This is a genomic window from Hymenobacter sp. UYAg731, from assembly GCF_054061335.1.
The window spans coordinates 128,863-148,322 of record NZ_JBSSEC010000001.1 but is presented as its reverse complement, the minus strand read 5'-3'; the positions used below and the strand labels follow the sequence as shown (position 1 = coordinate 148,322).

Annotated in this window: 16 protein-coding genes; 8 read left to right on the top strand and 8 right to left on the bottom strand. The window is 58.2% G+C overall.

Translation table 11 applies throughout. The features are described 5' to 3' along the window. Window positions 1–58: 58 nt before the first annotated feature. The 4 genes from ACVWYF_RS00625 to ACVWYF_RS00610 all read right to left on the bottom strand — a co-directional run bounded on the left by ACVWYF_RS00625 (window position 59) and on the right by ACVWYF_RS00610 (window position 4,640). A complete protein-coding gene (locus ACVWYF_RS00625; RefSeq protein ID WP_457063599.1) occupies window positions 59–1,519 on the bottom strand; it encodes an MFS transporter in 1,461 nt (486 codons plus the stop codon). A gap of 51 nt (window positions 1,520–1,570) precedes the next feature. Next, window positions 1,571–3,064, bottom strand: coding sequence for a hypothetical protein (locus ACVWYF_RS00620; RefSeq protein WP_457063598.1), 1,494 nt, complete (start codon window positions 3,062–3,064; stop codon window positions 1,571–1,573). Window positions 3,065–3,201: 137 nt separating this feature from the next. Next, a complete protein-coding gene (locus tag ACVWYF_RS00615; protein WP_457063597.1) occupies window positions 3,202–3,624 on the bottom strand; it encodes a transposase in 423 nt (140 codons plus the stop codon). Window positions 3,625–3,713: 89 nt separating this feature from the next. Further along, complete coding sequence (locus ACVWYF_RS00610; protein ID WP_457063596.1) at window positions 3,714–4,640, bottom strand: M28 family peptidase; 927 nt, start codon at window positions 4,638–4,640, stop codon at window positions 3,714–3,716. Window positions 4,641–4,697: 57 nt separating this feature from the next. On the opposite strand from ACVWYF_RS00610, the gene ACVWYF_RS00605 reads away from it, so the two are divergent. Beyond that, window positions 4,698–5,618, top strand: coding sequence for a flavin reductase family protein (locus ACVWYF_RS00605; RefSeq protein ID WP_457063595.1), 921 nt, complete (start codon window positions 4,698–4,700; stop codon window positions 5,616–5,618). A 29-nt stretch (window positions 5,619–5,647) separates the two neighbouring features. Beyond that, a complete protein-coding gene (locus ACVWYF_RS00600; RefSeq protein WP_457063594.1) occupies window positions 5,648–6,109 on the top strand; it encodes a hypothetical protein in 462 nt (153 codons plus the stop codon). An 18-nt stretch (window positions 6,110–6,127) separates the two neighbouring features. Here ACVWYF_RS00600 and ACVWYF_RS00595 read toward each other — a convergent pair whose 3' ends face one another. Then, entirely contained in the window at window positions 6,128–7,354 is a 1,227-nt protein-coding gene (locus ACVWYF_RS00595; RefSeq protein WP_457063593.1) for an alanine dehydrogenase, read from the bottom strand. A 96-nt stretch (window positions 7,355–7,450) separates the two neighbouring features. After that, window positions 7,451–7,888, bottom strand: a complete 438-nt coding sequence (gene tsaE / locus ACVWYF_RS00590; RefSeq protein ID WP_457063592.1) for a tRNA (adenosine(37)-N6)-threonylcarbamoyltransferase complex ATPase subunit type 1 TsaE — start codon at window positions 7,886–7,888, stop codon at window positions 7,451–7,453. Between the two features lie 211 nt (window positions 7,889–8,099). Between tsaE and ACVWYF_RS00585 the strand changes: the two genes are divergently transcribed. After that, window positions 8,100–10,559 (top strand): outer membrane beta-barrel protein, encoded by a 2,460-nt coding sequence (locus ACVWYF_RS00585; RefSeq protein WP_457063591.1) that lies wholly within the window; start codon window positions 8,100–8,102, stop codon window positions 10,557–10,559. Window positions 10,560–10,702: 143 nt separating this feature from the next. Next, a complete protein-coding gene (locus ACVWYF_RS00580) occupies window positions 10,703–11,959 on the top strand; it encodes a pyridoxal phosphate-dependent aminotransferase (RefSeq protein ID WP_457063590.1) in 1,257 nt (418 codons plus the stop codon). Between the two features lie 13 nt (window positions 11,960–11,972). Here the strand turns inward: ACVWYF_RS00580 and ACVWYF_RS00575 are convergent, their stop codons facing one another. Then, window positions 11,973–12,521: a hypothetical protein gene (locus ACVWYF_RS00575; RefSeq protein WP_457063589.1), complete on the bottom strand. Its 549-nt coding sequence runs from the start codon at window positions 12,519–12,521 to the stop codon at window positions 11,973–11,975. 78 nt (window positions 12,522–12,599) lie between these two features. Further along, the gene (gene porX, locus ACVWYF_RS00570; protein ID WP_457063588.1) at window positions 12,600–14,168 is read right to left on the bottom strand and encodes a T9SS response regulator signal transducer PorX; all 1,569 of its coding nucleotides are present in this window, start codon (window positions 14,166–14,168) and stop codon (window positions 12,600–12,602) included. A 260-nt stretch (window positions 14,169–14,428) separates the two neighbouring features. On the opposite strand from porX, the gene ACVWYF_RS00565 reads away from it, so the two are divergent. The 4 genes from ACVWYF_RS00565 (at window position 14,429) to lpxA (ending at window position 19,328) form a co-directional block, all read left to right on the top strand. Next, window positions 14,429–15,658 carry an HD domain-containing protein gene (locus ACVWYF_RS00565; protein ID WP_457063587.1) on the top strand — a complete coding sequence of 410 codons (1,230 nt, stop codon included), beginning with the start codon at window positions 14,429–14,431 and terminating at the stop codon, window positions 15,656–15,658. A 218-nt stretch (window positions 15,659–15,876) separates the two neighbouring features. Further along, window positions 15,877–16,917: a UDP-3-O-(3-hydroxymyristoyl)glucosamine N-acyltransferase gene (gene lpxD / locus ACVWYF_RS00560; protein WP_457063586.1), complete on the top strand. Its 1,041-nt coding sequence runs from the start codon at window positions 15,877–15,879 to the stop codon at window positions 16,915–16,917. 99 nt (window positions 16,918–17,016) lie between these two features. Continuing rightward, window positions 17,017–18,411 (top strand): bifunctional UDP-3-O-[3-hydroxymyristoyl] N-acetylglucosamine deacetylase/3-hydroxyacyl-ACP dehydratase, encoded by a 1,395-nt coding sequence (locus ACVWYF_RS00555; protein WP_457063585.1) that lies wholly within the window; start codon window positions 17,017–17,019, stop codon window positions 18,409–18,411. 110 nt (window positions 18,412–18,521) lie between these two features. Continuing rightward, window positions 18,522–19,328: an acyl-ACP--UDP-N-acetylglucosamine O-acyltransferase gene (gene lpxA / locus ACVWYF_RS00550; RefSeq protein WP_457063584.1), complete on the top strand. Its 807-nt coding sequence runs from the start codon at window positions 18,522–18,524 to the stop codon at window positions 19,326–19,328. Window positions 19,329–19,460 lie beyond the last annotated feature (132 nt).

Here is a 19,460-nt window from a genome sequence, read left to right as displayed (position 1 = left end):
AAGTCCGCCAGGCGTAGGCCGGGCGGACTTTTCAGCTCGTCGCAACTGGCCAGGGCAATCAATCCATTAGCTTCACGTTGCGGATGTCCTTCATATTAGCCGTGCCATACAGAAAGCAGATGGCGGCGATAATAACCGGGTACACCAAGCCGAAGTAGATGCTGTGCTCCTTGAGGAAGCCATCCGGCTGCCCGGCGGCATAGGCCACCAGGGCGGTCGAAATCAGTGGCACCAGACCGCCGAAGATGCCGTTGCCAATGTGGTAGGGCACCGACAGCGAAGTGTAGCGCACTTTGGTGGGAAACAGCTCGACGAGGTAGGCAGCGATGGGGCCGTACACCATTGTCACGAACAGCACGAGGCAGAACACCAGCACAATCATGGGGAACATCTGGAAGTCGTTGGCCACCATCACAGCGGGCACGGCCACGCCGGCGGCATCCACGGTGGCGGCGGTTTTCTCGATGATGGGGCCGGTGAATTGCTTCAGGCCGTAGAAAATCGGGACGGTGAAGAGCACGCCGCACAGCATGCCGGTCATGATGATGCGCTTGCGCCCGATGCGGTCCGACAGCGAGCCGAAATACACGAAGAACGGCGTGGCCGCCAGCAACGCTACGCAGAGGATGATGCTGGCCTGCGTCTGCTCAATTTTCAGAATGGTTTGCAGAAAGAAGTAGGCGTAGAACTGGCCCGTGTACCAAATTACCCCCTGCCCCATGGTAGCCCCAAACAACGCCAGCAGCACCAGTCGCCGGTTCACGGGCTCCACGAAGGAGTCGCGCAGCGGTGATTTGCTCGTGGTGCCTTCGGCTTTGGCTTTCTCAAACAGCGGCGACTCGTTCAGCTTGCGGCGGATGATGTAGGAGGCCACCACCAGAATTGACGAGAGCAGGAACGGGATACGCCAGCCCCAATCGGCAAAGGCCGCCGCGCCCACCGTGAGCTTGGTGCCCACAATTACGGCAATGCTGATAAAGAGGCCAATGGTGGCCGTGGTCTGGATGAAGCTGGTGTAGTAGCCGCGCTGGCTGTCGGGGGCGTGCTCGGCCACGTAGGTGGTGGCCCCGCCGTACTCGCCGCCCAGGGCCAGGCCCTGCACCACGCGCAGCAGGAAAATCAGCACCGGGGCGGCCACGCCGATGGTGGCATAGTTTGGAATCAGGCCAATGGCAAACGTGGAGCCGCCCATGAGTAGCAGCGTGAGCAGAAACGTGTATTTCCGCCCCACCATGTCGCCGATACGCCCAAACACGATGGCCCCGAACGGCCGGACCACAAAGCCCACCGCAAACGCCGCCAGCGTGCTCAGCAAAGCCGCCAGCGGGTTGGTTTTCGGGAAAAACTGGGTGGCAATAATGGTCGCCAGCGAGCCGAAAATGTAGAAATCGTACCACTCGATGACCGTGCCCACCGAGGAGGCCTTAATCACCTGCCAGATTTTACTCGTGGGCGTGGAGTTATTGTCGTGCGCGGCGGGAGACGCCGCGTAGTCAGATAGGGTCGATTGCTGCTCCATTATGGGGGGATTTTGTGAGAAAGGAATAAGAAAACCAGTACCGCCCGGGGCCTACAGGAACACCTGGGTTTGCAGCGTGATTTCGGGCCGGTACTTCACGTCGTTCACGTTGGTGAAATCGGGCCGGGCGCGGTAGTTGAGGGTCACTTTGGCATTGTGGCCGTCGAGCAGCACATTTACACCCGCGTCGGTGATGTTCACGCCCTTCACACTGCCGTCGGTGGTTTTCAGGCCCTCGTAGTTGGCGTGCTGGTAAGCCACGTAGGGCTGCAACCGGGCCTTGGGGCCTAATATGTTTTTGGGCATCAGGAAACCCACCTGCCCGTAGAATACCCCACCGGTGCCCGACTGCGGCACGGCGTTGCCGCGCAGGTTATTATTTCCACCCGCAACGATGCCATAACCGGGGTTTTCGGCCCCCACGAAGCGCACGTAGTTCGGACCCATGTTAAAGTTGTAGTACACGCCGTAGAGCGTGATGGCCGTGCGCGAAGTTGTATCGAGCGGCACGTCATAAAAGGCATCGAAGCCCAGCATCACCATGTCGTGCTTGTTGGTGGCGATGGTGGCAAACGGGTCGGCTGTCACCGCGGCGGTGCTGCCGGCCGTGCGCGAGTACATGGCGTCCTTGTTGTACAAAAAGCCCGTGCCGATGCTGAATACCCGCTTGGTGCCCAGATAAGTGCCTTGGGTGTAGGGCAGCAGGTTGGCCTCGGGCTCCAGAAAGTTGTAGCTGAAGTAACCCTGGTACACGTGGTTGGTGTTCTGCGGGTTGTAGTTGGCCACACCAGTGCCGGTGCTTACGGTCCCCGAAGTGGTGCCCAGGCTCAGCGGGTTGCTGGTCAGGTTGGTCAGGAAGGCATCGTCCATGGCCACCCGGTAGTCGAACTTGCCGATGCGGCCCTTGGCGAAGATGCCAAGCCAGCGCGCAAACTGGTCGGTTTGCTCAATGGTGGGGAAGTTGGTCAGCGGCAGGTCCATCGGCAGAATGCTGGTGGTGCTGGCGTTGGTCAGGCGCGAAATGCCGTTGTAGTAGTGCAGGCCGGCGCCCAGACTCAGGTACTTGTTCACCTTGTACTCCGTCACGGCTTCGTGAATGAAGAACTGGGGCTTTTTGCCGTCGGCGGGGGTCACGCCCCCACTCACGGCATTCTGGTTGTTGATGCCCAAGTGGGTATACACCAGAAACCGGGGGTTGAGCTGAGCCATTACTACCATGCGCGAGCGCCGGATACCAAAATCAACCTGGCTTTCCTTAGCAACACCGGGGGCGCGCAGCGTGCCGGTATTATTCTCATTGTAGCGGGCGTAAACCTGCGTCCAGAGCAGAATCCGCACGTATTTGGAGCCGTCGGGCGAGAGGTTCATCTTGAGCCCGCCTCCGTAAGGCGTCGACTTGGTGGGCGCGGGCGGGGCGGGTGCCGGGGCCGGAGCGGCCGGCGGCGGTGAAGTCGGATTACCGACGGGTGGTGGCTGCACCTGGGCCGAAACCGCTTCGGCGGCGAGCAGCGCAGTTATGGTCAGTGCGTAGCGAGAAAAATGCATGGGTTTGTGGGAATAGTGGGAGAGTGAGCAGCCAAACCAGCGCGCGCTCTCACGGAGCCGCATCCAGTTTCCCCAAACCTATACATTCCCGGCCCGATGCCGCCGCCCGTGCTATAGCCGCGCCCTCCTCCTATAGCTCAGCTCCCCCGGAACCGCTCCCAGCGAATCACCATGAACTTGTCGCCCAGTTCCGTCACCACCATACCGGCCCCCTTCAGGTTGGCGGGCTGCTGAAAAAATTCAGCCAGCTCCTTGTGATTGAGGATTTTATAGGTGGGGTGATAGTCGGGCTGGCGTGGGGCCTTCACGCCGTATTTCTTCACCCAGTTCATCACGCTTACGTGACTCACCCCTAGCAGGCGCTCAATCTCGCGGTAGCTCACGCCCTCAATATAAAGCTGCAACGCCTTGATGACGTAGTAGCTATCCACCTCGCGCCCCACTTTGGACACCGTGTAGTGGTAGCCGCACGCTCGGCACTTAAACCGCTGCCGCTCATTAATAACGCCACTTTTCGTGGCTTCGGACGAATCACACTTCGGGCAGGTGGGCGCGTTCATAGGGCACAATCGTTTGGAATTACAACCAAAGCTACAGTTATTTAGCAAACATATACCAATTTAGCAAATATTATAATCCGCTCGTACACTTAGCCGCCCGCCAACACCGTTGCCAGAAGCGCGTTCACAGCCAGGGCCAGCCGACGCATATCGAGCCGGGCCAGCGTGTCGGCAGCCTGATGGTAGCTCTGGTTACGGTAAAAAGCCGTGTCCGTGAGCAGCACGGCCGGGTAGCCAAACTTCCAGTAGTTGAGGTGGTCGGAAAAGTCGATACCCGGCAGCCAGGCCGGGGCTTTAAAGCGCTTCACGGGCAAAGCCGCTACCTGCCGGTAACGCCGCGCAAACTGCCGCCCAAAGCGGCCATTACCTAATTTCTGGGCCACGGTCACGTAATTGCCCCGGTTGCCGTAGATGAATCTCAGCGGCCAGATTGGGTAGCGTTGGGTACCGTGCCGGTCGTCGTAATAGCCCAGCATTTCGAGGGCTACCATGCCGCGCACCGGAATTACGGCCGCATTCAATGACGCCGCATGGACGTAGCTTCCCATGTTTGCGGTGCGGAAAAACGGCGGTTCTTCCAAGGTGTAGGCTACCAAATCGATGCGATACGGCAGGGCGGCCTGCTGGCCTAGCAGGCGGGCCAGCTCCAGCAGGGCGGTCACACCGGTGCCGTTGTCGTCGGCCCCCGGCTGCTCGCCGCACACGTCGTAATGCGCTCCTATTATCAGACGTGGGCCGGCGGCCGGGCCAAACGAGCCGAGGACGTTGCGGTAAGTGCGGCCGCGCACGGCGTAGGGCTGCTCCCCCACGGAGTGCGCCCCGGCCGCCCGCAACTGCCGCTGAATGTAAGCGCCCACCGAGTCGAGCACGGCCGGGTGCTGGTAGTTGCGCGGCTGTGGCGTGGCGGTGAGAAACACCAGGTGCTGCCGCAGCCGGGCGGTATCGGCGGGCGCGGGCGGGGCAGCGGCACCGGTGCGCCCAGCAAGCAGCAGCAATCCCAGAAAAGTCGCTTTCATGCCGGCAAGCTACTTAGCTTTGGCCATCCATTTTGCCCGCGCATACTTCTGCAGCCCATGCTCACTCCCACCCCGGTTTTTCACTCCCTCACTCCTGCCGACCTCACGCCCGCCCAGTGGCACCCCTTTCTGGTGGGGGCCGTTGCCCCGCGCCCGGTGGCCTTCGCCAGCACCATCGATGCCGATGGCCGCGTGAACCTGAGCCCCTACAGCTTCTTCAATGCCTTCAGCTCGAACCCGCCCATTCTGGTGTTTTCGCCGGCCAACCGCGTGCGCGACAACAGCCAGAAGCACACGCTAGAAAACGTGCGCGAGGTGCCCGAAGTCGTCATCAACATTTGCGACTACGCCCTCGTCGAGCAGATGTCCCTCTCCAGCACCGAGTACGGCAAGGGCGTGAACGAATTCACCAAAGCCGGCCTCACCGAGCTGGCCTCCGAGCTGGTGCGCCCGCCCCGCGTGGCTGAAGCGCCCGCCGCCTTTGAGTGTGTGGTGGAGCAAATCATCGAGCTGGGCCAGAACAACGGGGCCGGCAACCTCATCATCTGCCGGGTAGTGCGCGCCCACTTCCGCCAGGATATTCTCCTACCCAATGCCACCGGCATCGACCCGTTTAAACTGGACGCCATAGCCCGCCTCGGCGGCGACTGGTACTGCCGCGCCAGCGGCTCCAGCCTCTTCGAAGTGCCCAAGCCTAACCGCCACATTGGCATCGGCATCGACCAGCTGCCCGAGCACCTGCGCAACAGCGACGTACTCACCGGCAACGAGTTGGGCCGCCTCGCCAACATCGAGCGCGACGCCCTGCCCACGCCGGAGCAAGTCGAAGAATTTAAAACCAAACCGATGGTGGCCTACCTTCTCAACAAGCACCGCGACGATGCGTTGGAACTGAAGCAGCAGCTGCTACAACTGGGCCGGCAGCTACTGGCCGAAGGGCGGCTGGTAGAGGCTTGGAAGGTGCTTCTACGTGATTAAGCTTTTCAAAAAACTAAACATCAATTTATATGGACCTAGACTGGTTTGTATTTGATGCCTCTGGCGCACTTATCCACTTCACTTCGGCAGGTGGATATGTGCCAACTTTTATAAAGGATGAAGCGCACAAAATTGATGCTCAAATTCTGGCTCTTGATACTAAAATTTTAGCACTTCCGGAACTCACAAATCAAATTATAATAAGTCCTAATCTTTATAAAGCAGCATCACTTGCGAATGAGCAAGAATTTGGTTTATATATAGTAAGCTATGAGGAGCACGCTAGACGTGGGCTGTACACATATGACAAAACCAGTCCATATTACGCGGGCTCAAATTACCATCTTGTAGCAAGTCCGATAATAAGTTTGAAATATGAAAATGTTCCTTCAGAATTCAGAGATGAAATACCATTTTTAAGTAATTCATTAATTCCTTATTCTATACCTCCTTTTGAAATAGTGGCTGAAGAGTTGGTGATTAAGAAATGAGTATCATTTCAGAGTTCGCTAATTACGCACTGCAATTAGCAGCCCTAATTCCTTATACCGCAGATTAAATTTCTTCGCAATCATCGCATTCGTCAGCGAGCCGCGGTAGATGTAGACGCCGCTGCGGAAATGTTCGTTGGTGAATAGCACCTCGTTGATGCCGCCGTGCTGGCTAATTTCCTGGAGGATGGGCGTGAAGATGTTGCTGAGCGCGTTGGTGGCGGTGCGGGGCACGCGGGAGGCGATGTTGGGCACGCAGTAATGCACCACGTCATATTTGCGGAAGATGGGGCTGCTGTGGCTGGTCATCTCGCTGGTTTCGAAGCAGCCGCCTTGGTCGATGCTCACGTCGATGATGACAGAACCGGAGGCCATGCTTGCCACCATTTCCTCGGGCACCATGAAGGGAATGCGGCCGTCTTCCACGGCCAGCGCCCCAATGACGACATCGGCCCGCCGGATTTGCTGGCTGAGCGCAAATGTATCCAACGTACTGGTATAGAGCTGCATGCCCAGGTTGTGCTTGAGGCGGCGCAGTTTGTAAAGATGGTTGTCGAACACCTTCACTTCGGCCCCGAGGCCAGTGGCGGCGCGGGCGGCGTACTCGGCCACCGTGCCGGCCCCCAGAATGACGACCTGCGACGGTGGCACGCCCGTGATGCCGCCCAGAATAATGCCCTTGCCCTCGTTGGAGCGGGCCAGGTATTCGGCCGCAATCAGCATTACCGTCGAGCCCGCGATTTCGCTCATGGCGCGCACCACGGGGCGGGCGCCGCTGGGGTCCTTCATCAGCTCGAAGCCGATGGCGTTGATTTTTTTACGGGCAAGGGCCGCGATGTAGTCCGGCGTCATCGAACCCATTTGCAGGGCCGAAATCAGGGTTTGGTTAGGGTGCAGCAGCTCGATTTCTTCGAGTGTGGGCGGGGCCACTTTTAGCAGAATATCGGCCTTGAAAACTTCCTCGGTAGAGTAGGCAATCTGGGCCCCGGCTTCGGAATAGTCGTGGTCGGCGTATTTGCTGGGCTCGCCCGCGCCGGCTTCCATCACCACGTCGTGGCCGGCCGAAACGAGGTGCTGCACAGCTTCCGGCGTAAGGCCAAGGCGGTTTTCCTGAAGCGAGGTTTCGCGCGGCATGCCGATGAATAGCTTGCGTTTGCGCGTTTCCACGGCCAGCATCGATTCCTGGGTGAAATAGGCGCGGCTGGTGGCCAAAGACTCAAAACCGGAGGGTAGCTGCTCGGGCATTTTGGGGGATTATAAATTATTAATCAGGGAATTAAAAATCATGAACAATTAATAATTACTACACACTCAGAACTATGCGAACGTAATTTCTAATCCTTAATCAATAATTTTTAACGCTATTTCACGGGCTTCGTCGGACAGTACCAGTACGCGCACTTCGAGGTGGGGCACGGGCAAAAGGGCCGCCACCCGGGCCGGCCATTCTACCAAACAAAGATACCCGGAATCGAGGTACTCCGTTGCGCCCATTCGCTCAGCTTCGGCGATGGAGTCAATGCGATAGAAATCAAAATGATAGATGGGCATATCTCGGGCATCGCGGTATTCGTTCACAAGGGAAAAAGTGGGACTGCTTACGTCGTCAGTTATGCCCAACGCGCCGGCCAGCGCCCGGATTAGAGTGGTTTTGCCCGCGCCCATCTCGCCCTCAAAGGCCACCACCGAGCAGCCGGCTTCGGCAATGGCGGCCTGCAGGCGGGTAGCGGCCGCAGGTAGGGCTGCCAGGGAAGGAACCGTGAGTGTAAAGGGATGCATTCGGCGAAAATACCGCTATAATGGCAAAAATGGCCGCCTTTTTTTGGAATAATGCCGGCTCGGCTACACCTTTACACTGTGGTGGGCACGCTAAGCAGTTCATTTCAAATGCCGTATCAACGGCTTTGGGAAGAGTGGTTTGGTGCTTACCGCAATCCGGCAGCTTCGGTTTCCCGGCTTCTTTCTTCGATTTCTACCCAATCCCAGCCCAATGCCCAGCTTCTACCCGAGCCGGTCTGGCTCTGCCGCAGGTGGTTTTTACTCCCTGCTGCTCGCCGGCACCATTTATCTTACCCCCCTCGCCGGCCAGGCACAAAGCCGCTCCACGCTGAGCGGTACCGTGCAAAACAGCACCGGTGCACCCGTGGAGTTTGCCACCGTAACTCTGCACCGGGCCGCCGATTCTGTGGTAGTAAAATCGGAGCTCAGCGATGCGCAGGGCCGGTTCCAGCTGGAAGCGGCGGCGGGCGGCTCTTACCGGATTTTGGTGGCGCAGGTGGGGTTTGCGCGGTACTGGAGCCCGGTATATGCGCTGCCGGCGGCCGGCCTGGCAGTGTCGGCTATCCGCCTGACAACCAGCCAGGCTTCGGCCCTGAAAGAAGTGACCGTGACAACCCGCAAGCCGTTGTTTGAGCACCTGGCCGACCGCACCGTGGTGAACGTGGCCGACAGCCCGCTTGCGGCCGGTGCCACGGCGCTGGAAGTACTGACCCGTGCGCCGGGCGTGACGCAGGACGGGGCCGACAACCTGGGTCTGCGCGGCCGCTCGGGCGTGCTGGTGGTCATGGATGGGAAACGGGTTCCCCTCACCGGCACGGAGCTGACTGACTACCTCAAGGCCCTGCCCGCTGAGCAGTTGCAGCGCATTGACCTGATTACCAACCCGCCGGCGCAGTATGACGCCCAGGGCGGCGCGGGCGTGATTGACATTCACCTGAAAAAAGACCAGCGCCTGGGCACCAATGGCAGCGCCAACGCCAGCTACGGGCGCGGCGAATACGGAAAGTTCACGGGGGGCTTCGCGCTCAACCACCGGCGCAAAAGCCTGAACCTGTACGGCAACTACGCTTACACCGACCGGCACGGCTTCGTGCGGGTCGATTTCAACCGGCAGTTCGCCGCCACGTCCCTGCTACCGGCGGCCAGTAGCGTGCAGGCCAACGAGCAACTGTCGTGGCTGCGCTCGCACAGTAGTAAAATCGGGTTGGATTTGACGCTCTCCAAGCGCACGCAATTAGGCATTTCGGCCACCGGACTGGCCAGCCAGACCAACACCGCTACGACTAATCAGACCCAGCTCTACGGGGCCAGCGGCGAGGGGGCGGACCACTATTCTGCCACGGTGGCGCAGGATATCAACCGGCCCAACGGCAGCGCTAACCTGAACCTGCGCCACGCCTTTGCCGATTCGGCCACAGCGGCCAGCCTTACCGTCGATGCCGACTACGCCCGCTACCACACCACCCGCCTCATGGTGCTGAATACGTATTTCGACGCACCGGCCCTGCCGTCAACTTTACTCACCGGCGACCAGCGCAACAACCTTAGCATTGGGGCGGCGAAAGTCGATTTCAGCATGCCCCTGCCCCGCCGCATCCGCCTGGAAGCCGGCGCGAAGGTGACCCGGGTGCAAACCGATAACGCCGCCATTTTCTGGTCCGATGGCGCTTTCAACTCGGCGCTTTCGAACAGTTTCCAGTACCGCGAAAACGTGAATGCCGCTTACGTTACCCTGAGCCGGGCTGCCGCGAAAACAACCTGGCAAGCGGGCCTGCGCGCCGAGCAGACCAACACGCAGGCTGACTTTGCGGGCGAAGCAAGCCGTGAGCGGCACTACCTCAACCTGTTTCCCAGCGCTACGGTGCAGCGCACGCTCAGCGCCCGGCACGCGCTGGGGCTAGCGGTGGCCCGGCGCATCGACCGGCCCAACTACGCCCAGCTGAACCCACTACGGGCTTACCTCGACGCGACTTCCTACAGTGCCGGCAACCCCGATTTGGTGGCCCAAACCAGCTACTCCGCTGAGCTGACGCATACTTACCGCCAGAAGTTTGTGACGGCCCTGGCCTACGCCCGCACCCACCAACCCATTGTGAACGTGGTGCAGCCCGCCCCCGACGGCGGCCGCCTAGTGGTGAACCGCAACGTGAACCTGAACACACTGCACAACTACAGCCTCACCCTCACCGCGCCCCTGGAACTCCGCAAATGGTGGACGGTCTACGCCAACGGCACCGTCTACTATGCTCGCTACGTGGGCAGCCTGGCCGGCACCGCCCTCGACCGGGGCCAGCTGGCCTGCACCCTCACGGCCAATAATAGCTTCACAATACCGGGCGGCTGGTCGGCGGAAGTGACCGGGCTTTATGAGTCGCGGGAAGTGTACGGCTTCGAAGTAATCCGGCCGCGTAGCCAGGTGTCGGCAGGTCTGCAAAAAAGCATTTGGAACAAGCAGGGTACGCTGCGCCTGAACGCGGCCGACATCTTCTACACTACGCCCCTGCGCATCACGTCCACTTACGACAACTTCGTCGAAACTTTCTACACCCGGCAGGATACGCGGGTGGTCACGGCGGCCTTCACCTACCGCTTCGGCAATAGCAAGGTGGCCGCCGCCCGCAAGCGCGCCGCCGGGGCCGATGAGGAACTGCGCCGCGCCGCCGGGCAGTAGGGCCTGCAGCTTGATAAGAAATGAGGAAGTTAGAGTCTATAGGGTCGCTATCCAGATTCCTCATTTGTCATTCTTAATTCCTCATTACGCGCAGCGTCATTTACCTTCGTGGGCCGCAGCGGCATTCATTTCACCGTTTTCCCATGCAAGTATCCAAGATGGCAGCCGGCCTAATCGGCTCCGAAATCATTCGAATTGGCAACCAGGTAAGCGAGCAGGTGCGCCAGGGCGCGAACATCTGCAACCTGACCATCGGTGATTTCGACTCCAAGATTTTTCCGATTCCGGCCGGGCTCACCGCTGGCATCATCGCGGCCTACCAGGCCGGCATGACCAACTACCCGCCCGCCGCCGGCATGGGCGAGCTGCGCGACAGCGTATCGGCGTTTTTGAAAGCTCGCCAAGGCTTGGAGTATGGTCCCAACGACATTCTTATTGCCGGTGGGTCGCGCCCGCTCATCTATGCTACCTACCGCGCCCTGCTGGACGAAGGCGACAAGGCCATTTTCCCGCTGCCCAGCTGGAACAACAACCACTACTGCCACCTCGTGGGGGCCACGCCCGTAGCCGTGCCCACGCTGCCCGAAAACGACTTCATGCCCACGGCCGCCGACCTGGCCCCGTATGTAGCGGGCGCCAACCTGCTGGCCCTCTGCTCGCCGCTGAACCCCACCGGTACCGTATTCACCAAGGAAGGCCTGGAAGAAATCTGCGACCTAGTGATTGCCGAAAACAAGCGCCGGGGGCCCGATGAAAAACCACTATACATCCTCTACGACCAGATTTACTGGCTCCTCACCTTCGGCGAAGCCAAGCACTACGACCCCGTAAGCCTGCGCCCCGAGTTGCGCGATTACGTCATCTACATCGACGGCACGTCGAAGTGCTTCGCCGCCACCGGCGTGCGCGTGGGCTACAGCTTCGGCCCCACCACCATCATCGATAAGATGAAATCCATCCTCGGCCACGTCGGGGCCTGGGCACCCAAAGCCGAACAGGTAGCCATGGGCAAATTCCTGCCCGAAACCGCGGCCGTCGATGAGTTCCTGACCAGCATCAAAGGCCGCCTGCAAAGCTCGCTGGAAGGCCTTTTCGACGGCTTGAAAGCGCTGAAAGCCGAAGGCTACCCCGTCGATGCCGTGGCTCCGGCCGGGGCCATCTACCTCACCGCCAAAATCGACGTACTAGGTCGCACCACCCCCGACGGCACCGTGCTAACCACCACCGCCGAGCTCACCTCCTATCTCATCGCCGAGGCCAAACTGGCGCTGGTGCCCTTTAGCGCTTTCGGTTCGCCAGCCTCGGAGCCGTGGTTCCGCGCCTCGGTTGGGGCTGAAACAGTGGATTCGATTCAGGCCGCGCTGCCGCGTTTGAAGGCGGCGCTGGATAAATTGAAATAGTCTGTTTTTTAAATCAAGCTTCACCATTTACCATCATCTCGTACCAAATAGCTTTAGTAAGATTGATTTTGACGTTGAAATAACAGTTTCCTCCGTCGTCAACTACCAATTCTTTTTTACGCCAATTGGGTTCAGATGAACAGAAACAGTTTACCCAAACCTTTTTTTCGCCTTTCGGGTTAATCACAGCAATAAATTGGCGTCTGTATCTACTTAGATTGATGAAGTAATTTTCTCGGTGTTGAGCTGCTTCCAGAAATATTTTTATCATTTTCTGAAAGTCCTTCTCCTCAGCTTGATTTTGTTCTGCAACTGCTTTGCTCAATAAGTCATTTACTTGTTGTATTTCCACAGCCGTTAACTTAGCGGGTCTTGATTTCAGAAACAAATAATCTGATTTTTTCGAGAATGGCAGAACTGCAAAAGTGGCTGTGTCCAATTGACTATTGAAGTTCGTTTTGGAAGTCAGCGCATCTTTATTTTCAAATTGCTGTACTGGTTGTTTCTGCTGGCTACAGGCAGAAATCATCAGCAAGCCCAGCAATATTTCTATGTTATTCATCGCAGTAAAATTCCAAAAATAAAAAAGCCCGACAGCACAATATAGTGTCTGTCGGGCTTTTTCAATTATTAAACTTATCTACCCTTTCGCCGTGAGCGTGATGTAAGGAATAATGCATTCCTCCAGCGAAATACCGCCGTGCTGGAATGTGTCCTTATAGTAGTTCACGTAGTAATTGTAGTTGTTGGGGTAAGCAAAGAAATAGTCCCCAATCGTAAATACATACGCCGTGCTCACATTCTCACGCGGCAGGAAAATAGATTCCGGCTTGCGCACCACGTACACGTCGCGTGAGTCCTCGAAGCCCAGGTTTTTGCCGTGCTTGTAACGCAGATTGGTATTCGTATTACGGTCGCCCACAATCTTATACGGGCGCTTGCAGCGGATGGTGCCGTGGTCGGTGGTGATGATGAGCTTGCCTTTTTTCTCGGCAATCTGCTGCATCATTTCATACAGCGGCGAGTGCAGGAACCATGAGCGGGTGATGCTGCGGTAAGCCGATTCGTCGGCCGCCAGCTCCCGAATCATGGCCATATCGGTGCGGGCGTGCGAGAGCATATCCACGAAGTTATACACGATGACGTTGCACTTGTAGTTGTTGTGCAGGTTGCTCATCTTGCCCAACAAGTCCTTGCCGGCCTGCAAGTTGGTCACCTTGTGGTAGCTGTGCTTGGCCTTCTGGTTATTCTTCTGGAAGTTGATTTCCATGAACTCGGCCTCGTGCAGGTTCTTGCCTTCGTCGTCGTCGTCGGTCACCCACAGGTTGGGGTATTTCTTCTGAATATCCGACGGCATCATACCCGAGAAAATAGCGTTTCGCGCATAGGCCGTGGTGGTGGGCAAAATGGCGTAATACATCTCCTCGCTATCCACCGTAAACATCTCGGTGATGATGGGCTCCAGCACTTTCCACTGGTCGTAGCGCAGGTTGTCGATGAGCACGAAATACACAGGCGTTTCACCGGTGGCTTTCATGGTTGGGAACACGCGCTCCTTAAATAGCTGATGCGACATGAGCGGCGCGTCCTTGTCGCTGCCGTCCACCCAATCCTCGTAGTTTTCGGTGATGAAGCGGCCGAAATACGAGTTGGCCTCGTCCTTCTGCATATTGAAAACCTCGGCCATGCTTTTGCCTTCGGTTTCGTTGATTTCGAGCTCCCAGTACACCAGTTTCTTGTATACGTCGGCCCACTCGGAGGGCGAAAGGCGGTCGGAAAGCTGCATGCCGAGCTGGCGGAAATCGCGCTGGTAGCCCGAGTTGGTAGCTTCGCTCACGAGGCGCTTGTTGTCGAGCACTTTTTTCACCGACAGCAATATCTGGCTCGGATTCACCGGCTTAATCAGGTAATCCGCAATTTTAGCGCCGATGGCCGACTCCATAATGTGCTCTTCCTCGCTCTTGGTAATCATCACCACGGGCACGGTGGGCCGGATGGCCTTGATTTCGGTGAGGGTTTGCAGGCCGGTAAGGCCGGGCATGTTCTCATCGAGAAACACAAGGTCGTAGCTCTTTTCCTGAATCTCCTCAATGGCATCGGCACCGCTGTTAACGGGCGTTACGTCGTAGCCTTTCTCCTTGAGAAACAGCAGGTGCGGCTTGAGCAGGTCGATTTCGTCGTCGGCCCAGAGGATGGTGGTTTGTTGCATAGTAAGGACTTGAGGTCTTGGGGACTTTAGCGTCTTGGTTATTAAAGCTAACGTAAGACGTCCCGAATGGATATATAGAAGCGCGGCTGCTTTCGCGGAGCCACACTCCCGAGGAAGGGTTGAGCTTGCCCAAACGGCCTGCCGTAGCTTCGCGTTCAGTTATTGACGGGCAGGCACTGCAAATGTTGCCTGTTTTCGCCCATTCGCTCCGTATTTCTACTGTCCTATTTTCTGCCCGCCATCCCCTCCCCGCCCCTTCCGTGAACAAAAAGAAAATTTTCAACGACCCCGTTTACGGCTTCGTCACCATCCCGACGGAGTTTCTGTTTGACCTGATTGAGCACCCGTATTTCCAGCGGCTGCGGCGCATTCAGCAGCTCGGCCTCACGGGCTTTGTGTACCCCGGGGCGCTGCACACGCGCTTTCACCACGCGCTGGGGGCCATGCACCTGATGTCGCTGGCCCTGCGCACGCTCAAGGACAAGGGCGTGAAGATTTCGGCCGTGGAGGGCGAAGCGGCGCTGGCGGCCATCCTGCTGCACGACGTAGGCCACGGCCCCCTTTCCCACGCCTTGGAAACCGCCATTTTTCAGGATGTGCCGCACGAACAGCTGTCGTTATTTCTAATGGAGCGGCTGAACAAGGAATTTCATGGCAAGCTTGATTTGGCCATTGAAATATTTAAGGGTACTTACAAGCGGCCGTTTTTTCACCAGCTCGTGAGCAGCCAGCTCGACATGGACCGCCTCGATTACCTCAACCGCGACTCCTTTTATACCGGTGTGGAGGAAGGCCGCCCCGGGGCCGACCGCCTCATCAAGATGCTGCGCGTACATGAGGAGCGGCTGGTGCTCGAAGAAAAAGCCGTGTACTCGGTCGAGAATTTTCTGGTGAGCCGCCGGCTGATGTACTGGCAGGTGTACCTGCACAAAACCGTGACCTCGGCCGAGCAAATGGTCATCCGGGTGGTGCAACGCGCCCGCGACCTGGCCCGCCAGGGGGTGGAAGTGCCTGCCAACAGCTGCCTGGGCTACTTTCTGGGCCGCGCCGTGAGCCTGGACGAGTTCGAGAAGGACGAGAAAATCCTCAGCCATTTCGTGGAACTCGACGACTACGACATCTGGTCGGCCATTAAGGCCTGGGCCGGCCACCCCGACGTGGTCCTCAGCTACCTGGCTAAGAGCATTTTGCACCGCAACCTGCTCAAAATCGTGCTCGCCCCAACGCCATTCGAGGACGATTTCAAGCTCGGTATTCAGGAACTCATCGCCGAAAAATTCAAACTGCCCATGGACGAAGCCGCGCTGCTCATGATTTCGGGCCGCCTCAGCAACAGCGCCTACAACGCCGAAAGCCAGGAACCCATTGAAATCCTGACCAAAAAAGGCGACATCGTGAACGTAATGGAAGCGTCCGACCTGCCCAACATTCGCGCCCTGAGCCAGCGGGTAGAGAAATTTTACATCTGCTACCCGAAGGAGATTGTGTAGGACTTGGGAGTTCGTTGAATGTAAACGAATTAGAAGTAGACGAATAAAAAAGAACGTCATGCTGAGCGCAGCCGAAGCATCTCGCGTGTGGCAGTAATTCTTTTTTCAACGATTGGATTACAGTAACCACGCGAGATGCTTCGGCTACGCTCAGCATGACGTTCAGTTAAACAGATGTTCAGACTAAAAACAGAAACCGCCGCCTAATTTTGCGCCTTATGGAATTTACCGTTCAGCAAATTGCCGAAGTCCTCGGCGGCACCGTGGAGGGCGACGCCACCCTGCGCATCTCCAGCCTGGCCAAGATTGAAGAGGCCCAAGCCGGCTCCCTCACCTTCCTTTCGAATAGCAAATACGAGCCGTTTCTCTACGAAACCGGCGCTTCGGCCGTCATTGTGGCCCATTCTCTGGAGCTGAAACAGGCCATCACGCCGGCCCTGATTCGGGTCGAAAACCCGTACACCGCCTTCAGCCAGCTGCTGGAATTTTACGCGCAGGCCACCCGCACTGGCAAGCGCGGCGTTGAGCAGCCTTCGTTTATCGCCGAGTCGTCGGAGATTGGGGTCGGGCATTACCGGGGAGCGTTTTCCTACATCGGGCAGAATTGCAGGCTGGGCGAAAACGTGCTGGTGTTCCCGCACGCCTACATCGGCGACCGGGTCACGATAGGTGCGGGCAGCATCATTCACGCCGGGGCTAAGATTTATTCCGACACCGTTATCGGTCAGTTTTGCGTCGTCAAAGCTGGGGCCGTGGTTGGGTCCGATGGTTTCGGTTTCGCCCCGCAACCCGACGGTTCTTATAAAGCCATCCCACAAATCGGCAACGTGGTGCTCGAAGACTACGTGAGCATTGGGGCCAACGCCACCATCGACTGCGCCACGCTGGGCTCCACGCGCATCGGCCGGGGCAGCAAAATCGACAACCTCGTGCAGTTGGCCCACAACGTGGAAATCGGCCAGCACACGGTCATTGCTTCGCAAACGGGCATTGCCGGCTCGGCCAAAATCGGCGACTATTGCGTGCTGGCCGGGCAGGTGGGCATGGCCGGCCACGTCACGCTGGCCAACAAAACGACCGTCACCGCGCAGTCCGGCATCGGCAAGAACGTGAAGCAGGAAGGCACCTTCCTGCAAGGCTCCACGGCCTTCGACTTCAAGCAGAACCAGCGCGCCCAAATCGTTTTCCGCCGCCTGCCCGAGCTCGAACAGCGCGTGGCCTCGCTGGAGAAGGCGAAAAACGCGACAGAAAAGCCCTAGCTTTGCAGCCTATTAGTTGTCGGTTGCTAGTGGTCAGTTGTCAGGGTCAAACGCCTTTCAGCCTGATTGCGAACAGCTAACAGCTGACAATCAGCAAGAATGAACGACAAGCAACACACCATTCAGGCACCCGTGACGGTGCGCGGCATCGGACTGCACACCGGCGTAGAGGCCACCATGACGTTTTGCCCCGCTCCGGTGGGCCACGGCTACAAGTTTCAGCGGGTCGATTTGCCCGGCCAGCCCATCGTGGATGCCGACGTGGACAACGTGGTCGACCTGAGCCGCGGCACCACCATCGAGCAGAACGGTGCCCGCATCAACACCGTGGAGCACACGCTGGCGGCCCTCGTTGGTTTGCAGCTTGATAACGTGCTGATTCAGCTCTCCGGCCCCGAGCCGCCCATCATGGACGGGTCGTCGGCCGAGTTCATCAAGGCTCTGACTTCGGTGGGATTTGAAGAGCAGAACGCGCTGCGCAACTACTACGAAATTCCGGAAAGCATTCGGTACGTGGACAATGCGCGCGGGGTCGAAATCGCCGCCCTGCCCCTCACCGATTATCGCCTCACGGTGATGGTGGACTACAACTCGCCCGTCTTGGGCTCACAGCACGCCACGCTGGACGACATTGGCAAGTTCAGCGAAGAAATTGCGTCGTCACGCACGTTTTGCTTTTTGCACGAGCTCGAAATGCTCTACAAAAACAACCTCATTCGCGGCGGCGACCTCTCCAACGCCATCGTGGTAGTGGACCGCGTGGTGAGCGACGACGAACTGTCCGACCTGGCCAAAATGCTGGGCAAGCCCCGCGTGTCGGTGAAAAAAGAGGGCATTCTGAACAACGTGGACCTGCGCCACAAAAACGAGCCCGCCCGCCACAAGCTCCTCGACCTGGTGGGCGACCTCGCCTTGGTGGGCCGCCCGCTGAAAGGCCAGATTCTGGCCGCCCGCCCCGGCCACGCCGCCAACGTCGCCTTCGCCAAGAAAATCAAGAAGAAGATGCTGGAATCGCGCACCAACCCGGTGCCGATGTACGACCCCAACCGCGAGCCGGTGATGGACATCAACCGCATTATGCAGGTGCTGCCCCATCGCTACCCGTTTATCATGATTGACAAGGTCGTTCACTTGGACGACCAGGTGGTGACGGCCGTCAAAAACGTGTCGATTAATGAGCCGTTCTTCCAGGGCCACTTCCCCGGCAACCCGGTGATGCCCGGCGTGCTCCAGATTGAGGGCCTGGCCCAGACCGGCGGCATCCTGGTGATGAACACTGTGCCCGACCCCGAAAACTACTGGCAGTATTTCCTGGGCATTGAGAATGCCCGCTTCCGCAAAAAAGTCCTGCCCGGCGATACCATCGTGTATCATTGCCAACTGCTGGCCCCCATCAAGCGCGGCATCGCCAAGATGCGCGGCCAGGCTTTCGTGAATGGCAAAGTGGTGTGCGAAGCCGAAATGAGCGCCGCCATCGTTCGCAAAGACGCCTAATTTTTAAGTTAAGAGTTAGAAGTTAAGAGTTAAGAGTTAGCCGATTGATTGAATGTGCCAGCTTTGAAATAACTCTTAACTCCTAACTCAAAACTCATAACTCCCCAAGAATGCTTTCCCCCCTCGCCTATATTCACCCTTCGGCTCGCCTTGCGGCGGGCGTCACCGTCGAGCCGTTTACGACCATTGCGGCCGATGTCGAAATTGGGGAGGGCACCTGGATTGGACCGAACGTGACAATCATGAATGGGGCCCGCATCGGGGCCAATTGCCAGGTATTTCCGGGTGCCGTGATTGGGGCCGTGCCGCAGGATTTGAAGTTTGCCGGCGAACAAACTACCGCCGTTATCGGCGATAATACCGTGATTCGGGAGTGCGTGACCGTGAACCGCGGCACCGTGGACCGGGGCGAAACCCGCGTGGGCAGCCACTGCCTGCTGATGGCCTACGTGCATATCGCCCACGACTGCATCATTGGCAATCACTGCATTCTGGCCAACACCGTGCAGGTGGCGGGCCACGTCGAAATTGGTGACTATGCCATTGTGGGCGGGTCGTCGGCGGTGCATCAGTTCGTTAAAATTGGGGCGCACGCCATGGTTTCGGGGGGGTCGCTGGTGCGCAAGGACGTGCCGCCGTACGTGAAGGCCGGCCGTGAGCCGCTTTCCTACGCCGGGGCCAACTCGGTGGGCCTGCGCCGCCGGGGTTTTTCTGAAGAAGCCATCAACATGGTGCAGCAGCTGTACCGCACGCTCTTCCTGGGCGGCATGAACAACCACGATGCCCTGACGCAAATTGAGCGGGAGCTGCCCGCTTCGCCCGAGCGCGACCTGGCCCTGGAATTTGTGCGGGCCGCGACGCGGGGCATCATCAAAGGCCCCAAGCGCGGCCGGCCCGACGGCAGCGAATCGGAGTAAGCATATTCCGTTTTGAGTCAAAAGAGGCCGTCATGCAGAGCGCAGCGAAGCATCTTTGCCGAGAAAGTAATTGATTTACTATTGCGGTAAAGATGCTTCGCTGCGCTTTGCATGACGGCCTCTTTTGACTCA

Coding starts and splice junctions, on each gene's coding strand:
- ACVWYF_RS00595 (WP_457063593.1), bottom strand. CDS start 7,354: ATGCCCGAGCAGCTACCCTCCGGTTTTGAGTCTTTGGCCACCAGCCGC.
- ACVWYF_RS00615 (WP_457063597.1), bottom strand. CDS start 3,624: ATGAACGCGCCCACCTGCCCGAAGTGTGATTCGTCCGAAGCCACGAAA.
- lpxA (WP_457063584.1), top strand. CDS start 18,522: ATGCTTTCCCCCCTCGCCTATATTCACCCTTCGGCTCGCCTTGCGGCG.
- ACVWYF_RS00555 (WP_457063585.1), top strand. CDS start 17,017: ATGAACGACAAGCAACACACCATTCAGGCACCCGTGACGGTGCGCGGC.
- ACVWYF_RS00580 (WP_457063590.1), top strand. CDS start 10,703: ATGCAAGTATCCAAGATGGCAGCCGGCCTAATCGGCTCCGAAATCATT.
- porX (WP_457063588.1), bottom strand. CDS start 14,168: ATGCAACAAACCACCATCCTCTGGGCCGACGACGAAATCGACCTGCTC.
- ACVWYF_RS00625 (WP_457063599.1), bottom strand. CDS start 1,519: ATGGAGCAGCAATCGACCCTATCTGACTACGCGGCGTCTCCCGCCGCG.
- ACVWYF_RS00610 (WP_457063596.1), bottom strand. CDS start 4,640: ATGAAAGCGACTTTTCTGGGATTGCTGCTGCTTGCTGGGCGCACCGGT.
- ACVWYF_RS00575 (WP_457063589.1), bottom strand. CDS start 12,521: ATGAATAACATAGAAATATTGCTGGGCTTGCTGATGATTTCTGCCTGT.
- ACVWYF_RS00585 (WP_457063591.1), top strand. CDS start 8,100: ATGCCCAGCTTCTACCCGAGCCGGTCTGGCTCTGCCGCAGGTGGTTTT.
- ACVWYF_RS00620 (WP_457063598.1), bottom strand. CDS start 3,064: ATGCATTTTTCTCGCTACGCACTGACCATAACTGCGCTGCTCGCCGCC.
- tsaE (WP_457063592.1), bottom strand. CDS start 7,888: ATGCATCCCTTTACACTCACGGTTCCTTCCCTGGCAGCCCTACCTGCG.
- lpxD (WP_457063586.1), top strand. CDS start 15,877: ATGGAATTTACCGTTCAGCAAATTGCCGAAGTCCTCGGCGGCACCGTG.
- ACVWYF_RS00600 (WP_457063594.1), top strand. CDS start 5,648: ATGGACCTAGACTGGTTTGTATTTGATGCCTCTGGCGCACTTATCCAC.
- ACVWYF_RS00605 (WP_457063595.1), top strand. CDS start 4,698: ATGCTCACTCCCACCCCGGTTTTTCACTCCCTCACTCCTGCCGACCTC.